The sequence below is a fragment of the Stenotrophomonas sp. STEN021 genome, assembly GCF_056760175.1.
The window spans coordinates 1-12,086 of sequence record NZ_JBRREH010000119.1 but is presented as its reverse complement, the minus strand read 5'-3'; the positions used below and the strand labels follow the sequence as shown (position 1 = coordinate 12,086).

Below are 12,086 nucleotides of genomic sequence, written 5' to 3'. Positions count from 1 at the left end.
GCTTTCCCGATAGCCCCATGTAGGAGCGGCGTAAGCCGCGAAGCCGATATCGCCCAGGTGCACGCGACGTTGCGATCCGGTGGTGCGCTTGCTTCGCGGCTTACGCCGCTCCTACCGGGTTGGTATCCCGGTAAGGCCTCTGCCGAGCATGGCTCGGCACTACAGTCATCAGGCATGGCGTAATCTTTGGGCCTGCATCCTTGGATCAGTCCCCATGCCTGTGCTTCTTGCTCTGCCACTGGCGATACTGGTTTTCGTCGCGATCCTGCTGCTGTTGATGCCGCTGTCGCTATGGCAGCGCGTACGCAGTGGTGGCGCGCGGCGGCAGGCGCGGCCCTGGCTGATCACCTTCAATTTCTGGGCCACGCTGGTGTCCACAGGCCTGTTCGCGGTGTTCGTCGGCATCGCCGGTTTCTGGTGGCCTGGCGCCTGGTCCTACGCCGCGCTGGGTTGGCTGGCAGGCTTGCTGGTCGGTGTGCTCGGCCACTACCTGACGCGCTTCGAGCCCGGCCCGGAAGCACTGCATTACAAGCCCAATAGCTGGTTGGTGCTGGCATTGACCGCGATGATCGTGGTGCGCGTGGTTGCCGGCATGGTGCAAGGCTGGCAGGCATCGGTGAACAACGTGCCGTGGCCGGATTCGGGTTGGCTCAGTCACGCCGGCCTGCTGGCGATGGCTGCCTTGCTGCTCGGTTATGCAGGCATGTACGCCTGGCTGCTGCGACGCCGGGTTCGCCATCACCAACGTTATCGGCAGTTTGATCGTAGTCCGCGCTGAGCCTGTATCCGATGGCAGGCGGATGCTGTCCCGGCTAGTCTGATGCAAGCAGATACGGAGAGGGTTGATGGGTGTGCTGCAGTTCTTCGGGCGCCGCTTGGCGCACTTTCTGGCGCAACCCCGCGCCAACCAGATGCGGCCGTCGACCAGCGACCCGGCCATGTTGCTGCGTACGCTGCGGCGTGGCGATGTGTTGCTGGTAGAGGGCAATAGTCGCTTTTCCACCGCCATCAAATACCTGAGCCAGTCCACCTGGTCGCATGCAGCGCTGTACATCGGCGAGGAAGCGCTGGTGGACGGTGGCAAGCCACAACCGATGCTGATCGACGTCGATGTGGAGCAGGGCGTTCGGCGTATTCCGCTGACCGAGTTCGCCAATCAGCACACCCGTATCTGCCGTCCACAGGGGCTGTCGCCGGTGGTGGTGGACCAGCTGGTCGGCTTCATGCGGGCGCGCCTGGGCTATAGCTACGACCTGAAAAACGTATTTGATCTGGCGCGGTTCCTGATCCGGCAGCCGCCGGTGCCGGGGCATATGCGCCGGCGTTTGATCGCATTGGGTAGTGGCGAGCCAACGAAAGCGATCTGTTCGACCTTGTTGGCGCAGGCCTTCGAGTCTATCCGCTACCCGATCCTGCCCGAGATCGAAACGGTGCTGGCACAGGTGGGCGGCGCCGAGCAATCGCAGGAGATCCTGCACATCCGCAACTACAGCCTGTACACGCCGCGCGATTTCGATGTGTCGCCGTTCTTCGACGTGGTCAAGCCGCGCCTGCAGCAGCACTTCGATTACCTGGCGCTGCAGTGGAGTGATGACGGCAGCCCTTGATCAACCCCCTTCCTTGCGCCGAAGGGGCAGGGGAGGGGCGGGGAGGGGGAGCTCTTGCTTCTGCCTTGGCATTGATCAGCCACGTCCCACAAAAAAACACGGGCCGCGAACGGCCCGTGTTTCATTTACAAGCATTGCATTGAATCTACAACGGTGTTGCCAGGATCATTGCCGCTTAGAAGCGCGCACCCAGGCCGAAGCCAACAGTCCACGGGTCCAGCTTAAGTTCGCCAGCGTTCTGGCCGGCAATGCGCAGGTCAGGCCGCGACTGCATGTAACGCACGTCAGCGCGGGCAAACCAGGTCGAGTTGATGTTCATGTCAACGCCGACGGTGCCGATCGCACCCTTGGCGGTATCCACACCAACGTGGTTGCCGGTGCTGCTCAGGCCGTCGATCTTCTCGTTGCTGAAGTTCGACTCGTAGTAGCCCAGGCCGACGAACGGACGGAACACGTTGTCCGCCTGGCCGAAGTGGTACTGCGCGCTCAGTGCAAGCGGCTGCTGCTCGACGCTGCCAACCTTGGCGCCACCATCGGTACGCACGCGGTGGTCGAACTTGTCGGCTGCACCCCACAATTCAACGGCGAAATTGTCGTTGAAGTAGTAGCTGGCGCTGATCGTCGGTGCCGGGCCGCCATCGAACTTCTTGATGCCGGTGGCCGGGTCATTCTTCGGCTGCAGCAGGGTAATGCCACCGACCACGGCAAAATGCTTGCCCGATGCGGTATCGCCATTGCCATCCTGCGCGAATGCGGTGGAAGAAAGCGCCAGTGCGCCGAGGGTGGCAAGGCTGAGAATTTTGATGGAACGCATGACTGACTCCTCATGTTGCGAACAGAACTGCTGCGATCGGATTACGTTGTTATCAAGGCCCTCGTTACGGGGCGAGGTCACCCTAACGATGGCAAGATGAATCGCTCTAAACGCAGCGATTTTTCAGTGCCATTGCGTTCAGCGAAAAGCAGAGAGATCCCATGGACATGATGATTCGCAGAAAAATTCCGTTCACGATGTTGTGGGGCATGTGATGAGTGTTCATGTGTTGCAGGGCTTGCCCGCGCAGGTAGCCGCATCGTGTCGCGTGCTGGTCTTGGGCTCGATGCCGGGCGCGATATCGCTGCATGAATCGCGCTACTACGCGCATCCGCGCAATCGTTTCTGGCCACTGATGGCGGCGTTGTGTGGCTTCGATGCGCAGCTTGCCTATGCACAACGACTGGGCAAGCTGCAGCAGGCAGGAGTCGGTTTATGGGATGTGATCGGGCAGTGCCGGCGAACGGGTAGTCTGGATGCGGCCATCGTGCGTGGCAGCGAAGTCCCCAATCGCATTCCGGAGCTGTTGGCCGATCTGCCGCAGCTGCGCGCCATCGCCTGCAATGGCGCTGCAGCACACAGTGCGTTCCAGCGATGGATTGCACCGGCTTTGCCGCCTTTGGCGGCTGCACTGCCGGTACTGGCCTTGCCCTCGACCAGTCCGGCCAACGCCGCATGGTCGCTGCAGCGCCTGACTGGGCAGTGGCAAGCGCTGCAACCTTGGTTGAATGCGCCCAAAGTGGTGGTATCGCCTGCAACAAACGGCTTGGCCGGTTAGGACAGGCAAGACAGCCAACACGTCACAAAGCAGGGCGTTGAGCCGAAATTCCGGCCGTCACGGCACGCGTGGCGTGCCCTTGTCCGGGGACATACGCAGGCGAATTCGCTTGTAGCGGTTGGCGCTGCGGCCCGCTAACGCCACAATAGGGGATTCCCTCATTTGTTGCTGGAGTAGTTCATGGCCGAAATCAAGGAAGCACTTGTCCCCGATATCGGTGACTACAGCGACATTCCGGTGATCGAAGTGCTGGTCGCGGTTGGCGATACGGTCAAGAAGGACCAGGGTCTGGTCACGCTGGAATCGGACAAGGCGACGATGGAAGTACCGTCGGCCTATGCCGGTGTGGTCAAGGAACTGAAGGTCAAGGTTGGCGACGGCCTGTCCGAGGGCAAGGTCGTGGCCCTGATCGAAGTCAGCGAAGAGGCCGCCAAGCCTGCCGCCGCCGCTGCTCCTGCAGCCCCGGCCAAGGTCGAAGCCACCGCCGAGACCGGTGCCAAGGTCGAGCCGGTGGCGGTTGCACCGGTCGCCGACAAGCTGACCCAGCGAGAAATCGCCCAGGAAGACTCGGTCACCACCAGCAAGCCGGCCACCCCGCCGGTGCAGTTCAATGCCGAAGGCGTGCTGCCGGCCAATGTGCCGTATGCCAGCCCGGCCGTGCGCGTGTTCGCCCGTGAACTGGGCGTGGACCTGCAGCAGGTCAAGGGTACGGAGAAGGGCGGCCGCATCACCAAGGGCGATGTGCAGAAGTTCGTCAAGGGCGCGCTGTCCGGCGGCGTTGCTGCCAGCGCTGGTGCCCCGGCGGCTGCCGGCGGTGGCCTGAACCTGCTGCCGTGGCCGAAGGTCGATTTCAGCAAGTTCGGTGAGACCGAAGTGGTGCAGCTGTCGCGCATCAAGAAGATCTCCGGCGCCAACCTGGCCCGCAACTGGGCCATGATCCCGCACGTCACCCAGTTCGAGCAGGCTGACATCACCGATCTGGAAGGCCTGCGCGTGGCCCTGAACAAGGAAAACGAGAAGGCCGGCATCAAGCTGACCATGCTCGCCTTCCTGATCAAGGCCAGCGCCGCTGCACTGAAGAAGTTCCCCGAGTTCAACGCCTCGCTGGATGCCAGCGGCGAGAACCTGACCCTGAAGAAGTACTTCAACATCGGCTTTGCCGCCGATACGCCGAACGGCCTGGTCGTGCCGGTGATCCGCGACGTCGACAAGAAGGGCGTGGTGCAGATCGCCCAGGAAACCGGCGAACTGGCCAAGAAGGCACGTGACGGCAAGCTCGGCCCGGCCGACATGAGCGGCGGCTGCTTCTCGATCAGCTCGCTGGGGGGCATTGGCGGCACCGCCTTCACTCCGATCGTGAATGCGCCGGAAGTGGCAATCCTCGGCGTGTCCAAGTCGTCCATCCAGCCGGTCTGGAACGGCAAGGAGTTCGCTCCGAAGCTGATGCTGCCGCTGTCGCTGAGCTACGACCACCGCGTCATCGACGGCGCCCTGGCGGCGCGTTTCACCACCTACCTGTCGCAGGTGCTGGCTGACATGCGGCGCGTGCTGCTGTGATGCCAGTGGCGCCGCGACGCGCCCTGCTGACGCTGGTGCTGGCTGCCCTGACGGGCCCGGCACTGGCCGCCAGCCAGTGCCTGCCGGTGGTGGGCGAGGGTTGGCCGCCGGCGGTAGGCAACTACGGCCAGGCGGCGACCAGTCTGCTGGGTGGACAGGCCGAAGACGGCCTGTCGTTGCTGGTGCTGCCGGCCCGTGGGGTGGAATCGCAGGTGCTGCTGCGCCGAGATGCCGCCACTGGGCAGTGGATGGTGTTGGCCGGTCTGGCCGACAAGCGCATCTACAACTGGAGCACGGCGGCGGGCCGCGGTGGCGTCAATCTGGTGCTGGACCAGGAACCCGAGTTCGCCCAGGCGCCCTTGCCGGATGCATTGGCACAGCGCCTGGTCGAGGTCTGGGGCAAGGCATTGGCTTCGCCCGAAGTGGCAGCGCGTGCGCCGGTCACCGATGGCGAGGTGCTGTCCTTCACCGTCAACGGCGAGCGTTACAGCGGCCAGCGGCCGGCTTGCGGTCAGCTTGAAGCGCTGCAGCAACAGGCGGCGCTGCTGATCGAGCTGGCCCACAGCAAAGACAAAAAATACGAGAAGCGTTACGCCAACATCGAACGCGCGCTCGACAAGATGCATGACCGGTTCGTCGGCGACGCCGGCTGAGCCCACAGGAGAAAACAATGGCGACGATTGAAATCAAGGTTCCGGACATTGGCGACTACAACGACGTGCCGGTGATCGAGATTCTGGTGGCCGTGGGCGACACGGTGAAGAAGGACCAGGGCCTGGTCACACTGGAGTCGGACAAGGCCACGCTCGAAGTACCGTCCTCGGCTGCAGGCGTGGTCAAGGAAATCAAGGTCAAGCTCGACGACAAGCTGTCCGAGGGTGACGTGGTGGTGATCCTGGAAGCCGAAGGCGCGGGCGCTGCCCCGGCCGCGGCACCAGCCCCGGCTGCTGCTCCCGCACCTGCCGCACAGCCCGCCGCTGCAGCCGCTCCGGCAGCCGTCAGCGCGCCGGTTGCTGCTGCTGCGCCAGCCGCATCTGGCCCGATCGAGGTCAAGGTGCCGGATATCGGCGATTACCAGAACGTGCCGGTGATCGAGATCCTGGTCGCCGTCGGCGACACGGTGAAGAAGGACCAGGGCCTGGTCACGCTGGAATCGGACAAGGCGACGCTGGAAGTGCCGTCCTCGGCCGATGGCGTGGTCAAGGAAATCAAGGTCAAGCTCGACGACAAGCTGTCCGTCGGCGACGTGGTGGTGGTGCTGGAAGGCACCGCCGCTGCCGCACCTGCTGCTGCCAAGGCGGCACCGGGCAGCAAGCCGCCGGTGACCCCGTCGCACCGCGCGCCGGACCCGGCGGTCGCCGCCAAGGCGCTGCCGTCCAGCGGCCGCACTGCCGACATCGAATGCCGCATCGTGGTGTTGGGCGCCGGCCCGGGCGGCTATACCGCCGCCTTCCGTGCCGCCGACCTGGGCATGGATACCGTGTTGATCGAACGTTACGCCAGCCTCGGCGGCGTCTGCCTCAACGTCGGCTGCATCCCGTCCAAGGCGCTGCTGCACGCCGCTGAAATCATCGACCACGCTGCGCATGCCGACGAACTCGGCATCGAATACGGCGCGCCGAAGATCAGCCTGGACAAGCTGCGCGGTTACAAGGAAAAGGTCGTCGGTCAGCTGACCAAGGGCCTGGCCGGCATGGCCAAGCAGCGCAAGATCCGCACCGTGCACGGCCTGGCCAAGTTCATCTCGGCCAATGAGCTGGAAATCGTCGGCGACGACGGCAAGACCCAGCTGCTGCGTTTCGAGCAGTGCATCATCGCCGCCGGTTCGCAGGCGGTGAAGCTGCCCAACTTCCCGTGGGAAGACAAGCGCGTGATGGACTCCACCGATGCACTGGAACTGGCCGAAGTGCCGGGTTCGCTGCTGGTTGTTGGTGGCGGCATCATCGGCCTGGAAATGGCCACCGTGTACAGCGCCCTGGGTTCCAAGGTGACCGTGGTCGAGTTCATGGACCAGCTGATGCCAGGCGCCGACAAGGACCTGGTCAAGCCGTTGGCCGACCGCCTGAAGAAGCAGGGCATCGAGGTCCATCTGAAGACCAAGGCTTCGGGCGTCAGTGCCGATGCCAAGGGCATCACCGTGACCTTCGACGCTGCCACCGAAGGCGAGAAGCCGGCGATGGAAAGCGGCACGTTTGATCGTGTGCTGGTTGCCGTCGGCCGCTCGGCCAATGGCAAGAAGATCGATGCCGACAAGGCTGGTGTCGAAGTCACCGACCGCGGTTTCATTCCGGTTGACCGGCAGATGCGCACCAATGTGCCGCATATCTTCGCCATCGGCGACATCGTCGGTAACCCGATGCTGGCGCACAAGGCCACGCACGAAGGCAAGCTGGCGGCGGAAGTCGCCTTCGGCGAGAAGAAGGAATGGGTAGCGCGGGTGATTCCGTCGGTGGCCTACACCAACCCGGAGATCGCCTGGGTCGGCGTCACCGAGACCGAGGCCAAGGCCAAGGGCTTGAAGGTGGGCGTGGCCAAGTTCCCGTGGGCGGCCAGTGGTCGCGCGATTGGCATTGGTCGCACCGAAGGCTTCACCAAGCTGATCTTCGACGAAGAAACCCACCGCGTGATCGGTGGTGCCATCGTCGGCGTGCATGCCGGTGAATTGCTGGCCGAGATTGGCCTGGCCATTGAAATGGGTGCGGAGGCCGAAGACATCGGCCACACCATCCACGCGCATCCGACCTTGAGTGAGTCGGTGGCGATGGCCTCGGAGATCTACGACGGCACCATCACCGACCTGTATATCCCGAAGAAGAAGTAAGCAGTCGGCCAGCAGGCCGGCATGCACCGAGAGCGCCCCGCCTGTCGGGGCGTTTTCTTTTGGTTCTTCGCCCCGCTGTGGTGAGGGGCCGTGCAGTCGGGGGAACGGGTGACTGACTTGTATGGGGGAATACCTGTTGGTGTCCCGTGTGAGGGCCAGTTGCCGGCCCCGCCGGCTTGGCGCAAGCTGGCGCCGCTGGACCCTGATGCCACTCATTGCCCCGGGGAACGATGATGCGAACCAGAATGCGCGTGCCAGCCCTTGCGCTGGTCGTTGTCGGTGTTTGTGTATCCATGGTGGCGCACGCTGGAACCAGCGTGGTCAGTGCCGCACGCCTGTTGGATGTGCGTAGCGGCCGTTATGTGCAGCAACCGCAGATCGAGATCGTCGATGGCAGGATCAGCCGCATCGGCCGCGCCGGTGATCCGCTGCCCGCCGGTGCCGAGCACATCGACCTGGGCGCGCGCACCCTGCTGCCGGGCCTGATCGACATGCATGTGCACCTGACCATCGATCCCACCCTGGGCGGCTACCAGGGGCTGGAATACACCGACAATTTCTGGACCGTGGTGGGCGTGGTCAATGCGCGGCGCACGTTGCGCGCGGGCTTCACCACGGTGCGCAATCTCGGTTCGGCCAGTTTCGATGATGTGGCCTTGAAGCAGGCCATCGAGGCCGGCTACATCGATGGCCCGCGCATCGTGCCGGCCACCTTTGCCATTGGTGCCACCGGTGGGCATTGCGATGGCGGCGGCTTGCCGCCGTCGGTGACCGTGCTCAATCCCGGTGCGGCCGATGGCCCGGACGCGATCCGCGCAACGGTGCGCAAGCTGCGCAAATTTGGTGCCGAGGTGATCAAGTTCTGCGGCACCGGCGGCGTGATGTCCAAAGGTACGACCTTGGGCGAGCAGCAATACAGCCAGGAGGAGATGCAGGCGCTGGTGGAGGAGGCGCACCGGCTGGGCATGAAGGTGGCGGTGCATGCGCATGGCAGCAGCGGCATCAATGCGGCCATCCGCGCCGGTACCGACACCATCGAGCATGCCAGCCTGGCCGATGCGGAGTCGTTCAAGCTGGCCCGCGCGAATGGCACCTGGTTTTCGATGGACATCTACGGCAGTGATTACATCCTTGCCGAGGGCGAGAACAACGGCTTGTTCCCCGAGTCGCTGCAGAAAGAGCGGCAGGTAGGGCGCAAGCAGCGCGAGACGTTCCGCGATGCACATGCGGCCGGGGTGCGGATGGTGTTTGGTTCCGACGCTGGTGTTTATCCACACGGCGACAACGCCCGCCAGTTCGGCAAGATGGTGGAGTGGGGCATGACGCCGCTGGAGGCGATCCGTGCGGCGACCGTCAATGCGGCGGAGGCGTTGGGTTGGTCGACGGATGTCGGTGCGGTGGAAGTGGGGCGTTTCGGCGACATGGTCGCGGTCGACGGTGATCCGTTGCAGGACGTTGCGGTGCTGACGCGTCCGCTGACGGTGGTGAAAGGCGGGCGGTTGCTGCAGCCATAGGACGCCGCTAGCCCCTCTCCCGCATGCGCGGAAGAGGGGTGGGATGAGGGCGCTTCTAGAACGACAGGCTCACACCCGCCACCGGGCCTTTGAATTCCTGCTTCAGGCCGATCACGCCGTCGCTGCCTTTCTGGTCCACGTCCAGCTTGAACCAGTCGTAGCCGGCGAAGATGCCGAAGTTCCTGTTGACGTTGTACTGCATGATCGCATTGGCGCGGCTAAGGTCGCCTTCGTAGTCATCGAAGTTGCCCCAGCGTGTGTTGAGGTACTGGCCTTGCAGATTGATCAACCAGTTTTCCGAGGGCGTGAAGGTCAGGCGCGCGCCAACCACCGGTGCGATGCCGTCGGCTTTCTCGTTGAGGAAGCGGCCTTGATAGACATCACCAACATCGGCATAAGCATCGGCGCTGATCTTGGCGTACTCGGCGCCGAGCTGCAGGCCGAAATCGAAGCGATCACCATCGACCACCGAGTAGTCGTAAACCAGCGTTGCCACCTGGTACTTCAATTCGCCCTTGACGAAGCTGCCTGCGGGCACCGTGGTGTCGCCCCAACTGACGCCTTCGTCCAGCGTCTCGCGGCGGTCCTTGTCGTACTTGAAGTAGTCGAAGATCAGTCGCTGGCGATCGCTGATGCGGAACAGGCCGTCGATGCGCGGCTCCCATTCCTTGCCGCCCAGGCTGAAATCCTCGGACAGATCGACATCCTGGCCGGCTACCGTGGTGCTGCCGCGGATGGTGTTGTCGGTGTCGATGTTCATCGCACCCAGCCGCAGGGTGAAGCGCGGATCACCTTCGGCGGCTTGCACAGTAAGCGCGTGGGTCAGAGCGAGTGTGAGTGCGCACGGAGCAAGTGCGAGAATGAAGCGGTGATTGCGCATGCCATTGCCTGCTTGTTGCGGTAGAGCACCGACCATGGCCGATTCAATGTAGAGAACGGTGATCGGAGCGTGCAGGCAATGTGTAGACACCAATCAATTGCGGTGAGGTGGTGCCGCCGAGGGCGTGCGACACCACCTCACCCGAGTCCGCGCACCCACCCGACGAGGTAGCGGATTGCCGACTGCAACTGTCAGACCGGCGCAATAGCGGGAAGTTCCCATGTTGCGGTGCAATATCCATTGTCCCGCGGCGCTGGCCGTTGGCGGGGCATTGGGGGAAAAAACGTGATATTGCGGCCACTTGCATAGTCAAATGGGGACAAATGCCGGTTGTCTCGCAAATTGTCCCGCTGTTATACTTTCGCGGCTCGACGAGACGCCTTTGCGCGGTTCGGCTCTTTCCTTTACCTGATGCAGGACACTTTGACGTGCTGAACTCCGTTGATGCGGGTCGGCGACTGATGTTGCGCGCCGCGGTGTACCCGCTGGTCGCAGTGGTGGTCCTGGCTCTGGCCTTCCTCTTCGTGGGGCCAAAGCATGCGCTGGGCGCCCTTGTATCGGGCCTGGCGGTGGTAGCAGGAACTGCGCTGGCCGCGTGGGTAGGGCTCGGTGGCGGCGTTCAGGCCGCTGGTTCAGCAATGATCCGCCTGTTCCTGGGGTTCGTGCTGAAGATTGTGCTTATTGTTGCTGTGCTGGGAATGGCTTTTTTCTGGTGGCAACTCCCTCCTTTGGCGCTGCTGGCGGCAATTCCAGTGGCGCTGATGTTCCAGGTTCTGGCTCTGGCCAGGCGTTGATTCACTCATAAAGGTTCCGGACACATGGCGGGCGAGGCTCTAACTCCTACCACGTACATCCAGCATCACCTGCAGAATCTGACCGCTCCGGTCGGCGACAGCGGTGGCAGCTTCTGGATGATCCACGTCGATACCATCGTCACCGCGGTCCTGATGGGCCTGCTGATGGTGTTCGCCTTCTGGATGGCAACCCGCAAGGCCACCGCCGGTGTGCCGGGCAAGTGGCAGGCGTTCGTTGAAATCTGCCTGGAGTTCGTTGACCGCCAGGCCAAGGACACCTACCACGGCAAGAGCAAGCTGATCACGCCCATCGCGATCACTATCTTCTTCTGGATCCTGTTGATGAACCTCATCAAGATGATCCCGGCCGATTTCATCGCCAAGCCGCTGGAACTGGCAGGCATCCACTACTGGAAGCCGGTGCCGACCGCCGACGTCAATGCCACCCTGGGCATGTCGATCAGCGTGTTCATCCTGATGATCTTCTTCGCGCTGAAGTCCAAGGGCATCGGCGGTTTCATCAAGGAATTCCTGACGGCCCCGTTCGGCAAGTGGATGATGCCGTTCAACCTGATCCTCAACATCGTCGAGTGGCTGAGCAAGCCGATCTCCCTGGCGATGCGACTGTTCGGCAACATGTTCGGCGGCGAGATCGTCTTCCTGCTGATCTGGGTGCTGGGCGGCGCCGGTGTATTCGGTGCCGTTGCCGGTGGCGTGTTCGGCTTTGGCTGGATGCTGTTCCACCTGCTGGTGATCCCGCTGCAGGCCTTCATCTTCATGATGTTGACCATCGTGTACTTGAGCCTGTCGGAAGACAGTCACTAAAGTTACAAGCTTCACCCAGTTTCAACCTTCATCCGTTTCATCACCCTTAGCTACTTAAAGTTCCTGGAGATAACCATGTACTTCGCCGTCCTGACCAACCTCGCCCAAGTTCAGAGCTCCACCGCCCTTGCCGTCGGCATCATGATCGGCCTGGCCGCACTTGGCGCTGGCCTCGGTCTGGCCATCATGGCTGGTAAGTTCCTGGAATCGGCTGCTCGCCAGCCGGAACTGATCCCGGTCCTGCAGGTCCGCATGTTCATCACCGCCGGCCTGATCGACGCCGCGTTCATCATCTCGGTCGCCGTTGGCCTGCTGCTGGCCTTCGCCAACCCGCTGGCTGCTGCCCTGCTGGCCGAAGCCGCCAAGCTGGCAGGCTGATCCAGCTGCAGTGAGACGGTCGGGGGGGGGTGGGGGCCCCCCCGGGGGTGTAGGGGTGGGTGGGGTTGGTACGCGGCGCCCGCCCCCCCCCCCCCCCCGCGCGCGCGAAACAATAAAA

The 12,086-nt window shown here is 63.2% G+C and carries 12 protein-coding genes; 10 read left to right on the top strand and 2 right to left on the bottom strand.

What is annotated here, in order from left to right; all coding sequences use genetic code 11:
• Window positions 1–214 precede the first annotated feature (214 nt).
• Together ACVOL0_RS19100 and ACVOL0_RS19095 are read left to right on the top strand one after the other, a co-directional pair.
• Window positions 215–778, top strand: a complete 564-nt coding sequence (locus tag ACVOL0_RS19100; RefSeq protein WP_481550423.1) for a CcdC protein domain-containing protein — start codon at window positions 215–217, stop codon at window positions 776–778.
• Window positions 779–845: 67 nt separating this feature from the next.
• Window positions 846–1,607, top strand: a complete 762-nt coding sequence (locus ACVOL0_RS19095) for a YiiX/YebB-like N1pC/P60 family cysteine hydrolase (protein WP_481550422.1) — start codon at window positions 846–848, stop codon at window positions 1,605–1,607.
• A 175-nt stretch (window positions 1,608–1,782) separates the two neighbouring features.
• On the opposite strand, the gene ACVOL0_RS19090 is transcribed toward ACVOL0_RS19095, so the two are convergent.
• Complete coding sequence (locus tag ACVOL0_RS19090; protein WP_481550421.1) at window positions 1,783–2,421, bottom strand: OmpW/AlkL family protein; 639 nt, start codon at window positions 2,419–2,421, stop codon at window positions 1,783–1,785.
• A 214-nt stretch (window positions 2,422–2,635) separates the two neighbouring features.
• Here ACVOL0_RS19090 and ACVOL0_RS19085 point away from each other — a divergent pair, with 214 nt between their 5' ends.
• From ACVOL0_RS19085 to ACVOL0_RS19065, 5 genes are all read left to right on the top strand, one after another.
• Window positions 2,636–3,199 carry a DNA-deoxyinosine glycosylase gene (locus tag ACVOL0_RS19085; RefSeq protein WP_481550420.1) on the top strand — a complete coding sequence of 188 codons (564 nt, stop codon included), beginning with the start codon at window positions 2,636–2,638 and terminating at the stop codon, window positions 3,197–3,199.
• 180 nt (window positions 3,200–3,379) lie between these two features.
• On the top strand, window positions 3,380–4,756 hold the full coding sequence (locus ACVOL0_RS19080) for a dihydrolipoyllysine-residue acetyltransferase (protein ID WP_481550419.1): 1,377 nt from the start codon (window positions 3,380–3,382) through the stop codon (window positions 4,754–4,756).
• Between the two features lie 5 nt (window positions 4,757–4,761).
• Window positions 4,762–5,409 (top strand): hypothetical protein, encoded by a 648-nt coding sequence (locus ACVOL0_RS19075; protein ID WP_481550418.1) that lies wholly within the window; start codon window positions 4,762–4,764, stop codon window positions 5,407–5,409.
• Window positions 5,410–5,426: 17 nt separating this feature from the next.
• Window positions 5,427–7,577, top strand: a complete 2,151-nt coding sequence (gene lpdA, locus ACVOL0_RS19070; protein WP_481550417.1) for a dihydrolipoyl dehydrogenase — start codon at window positions 5,427–5,429, stop codon at window positions 7,575–7,577.
• Window positions 7,578–7,810: 233 nt separating this feature from the next.
• Window positions 7,811–9,091: a Xaa-Pro dipeptidase gene (locus ACVOL0_RS19065; protein ID WP_481550416.1), complete on the top strand. Its 1,281-nt coding sequence runs from the start codon at window positions 7,811–7,813 to the stop codon at window positions 9,089–9,091.
• Between the two features lie 55 nt (window positions 9,092–9,146).
• Here ACVOL0_RS19065 and ACVOL0_RS19060 read toward each other — a convergent pair whose 3' ends face one another.
• Window positions 9,147–9,971, bottom strand: coding sequence for a hypothetical protein (locus tag ACVOL0_RS19060; RefSeq protein WP_481550424.1), 825 nt, complete (start codon window positions 9,969–9,971; stop codon window positions 9,147–9,149).
• A gap of 428 nt (window positions 9,972–10,399) precedes the next feature.
• Between ACVOL0_RS19060 and ACVOL0_RS19055 the strand changes: the two genes are divergently transcribed.
• From ACVOL0_RS19055 to atpE, 3 genes are all read left to right on the top strand, one after another.
• Entirely contained in the window at window positions 10,400–10,765 is a 366-nt protein-coding gene (locus ACVOL0_RS19055; protein WP_481512840.1) for a hypothetical protein, read from the top strand.
• 24 nt (window positions 10,766–10,789) lie between these two features.
• Window positions 10,790–11,590 carry a F0F1 ATP synthase subunit A gene (gene atpB, locus ACVOL0_RS19050; RefSeq protein WP_057626862.1) on the top strand — a complete coding sequence of 267 codons (801 nt, stop codon included), beginning with the start codon at window positions 10,790–10,792 and terminating at the stop codon, window positions 11,588–11,590.
• A gap of 75 nt (window positions 11,591–11,665) precedes the next feature.
• A complete protein-coding gene (gene atpE / locus ACVOL0_RS19045) occupies window positions 11,666–11,968 on the top strand; it encodes a F0F1 ATP synthase subunit C (protein WP_054661978.1) in 303 nt (100 codons plus the stop codon).
• The last annotated feature ends 118 nt before the right edge of the window (window positions 11,969–12,086 follow it).

Coding starts and splice junctions, on each gene's coding strand:
- ACVOL0_RS19080 (WP_481550419.1), top strand. CDS start 3,380: ATGGCCGAAATCAAGGAAGCACTTGTCCCCGATATCGGTGACTACAGC.
- ACVOL0_RS19095 (WP_481550422.1), top strand. CDS start 846: ATGGGTGTGCTGCAGTTCTTCGGGCGCCGCTTGGCGCACTTTCTGGCG.
- lpdA (WP_481550417.1), top strand. CDS start 5,427: ATGGCGACGATTGAAATCAAGGTTCCGGACATTGGCGACTACAACGAC.
- ACVOL0_RS19060 (WP_481550424.1), bottom strand. CDS start 9,971: ATGCGCAATCACCGCTTCATTCTCGCACTTGCTCCGTGCGCACTCACA.
- atpE (WP_054661978.1), top strand. CDS start 11,666: ATGTACTTCGCCGTCCTGACCAACCTCGCCCAAGTTCAGAGCTCCACC.
- ACVOL0_RS19090 (WP_481550421.1), bottom strand. CDS start 2,421: ATGCGTTCCATCAAAATTCTCAGCCTTGCCACCCTCGGCGCACTGGCG.
- ACVOL0_RS19085 (WP_481550420.1), top strand. CDS start 2,636: ATGAGTGTTCATGTGTTGCAGGGCTTGCCCGCGCAGGTAGCCGCATCG.
- ACVOL0_RS19100 (WP_481550423.1), top strand. CDS start 215: ATGCCTGTGCTTCTTGCTCTGCCACTGGCGATACTGGTTTTCGTCGCG.
- atpB (WP_057626862.1), top strand. CDS start 10,790: ATGGCGGGCGAGGCTCTAACTCCTACCACGTACATCCAGCATCACCTG.
- ACVOL0_RS19065 (WP_481550416.1), top strand. CDS start 7,811: ATGCGAACCAGAATGCGCGTGCCAGCCCTTGCGCTGGTCGTTGTCGGT.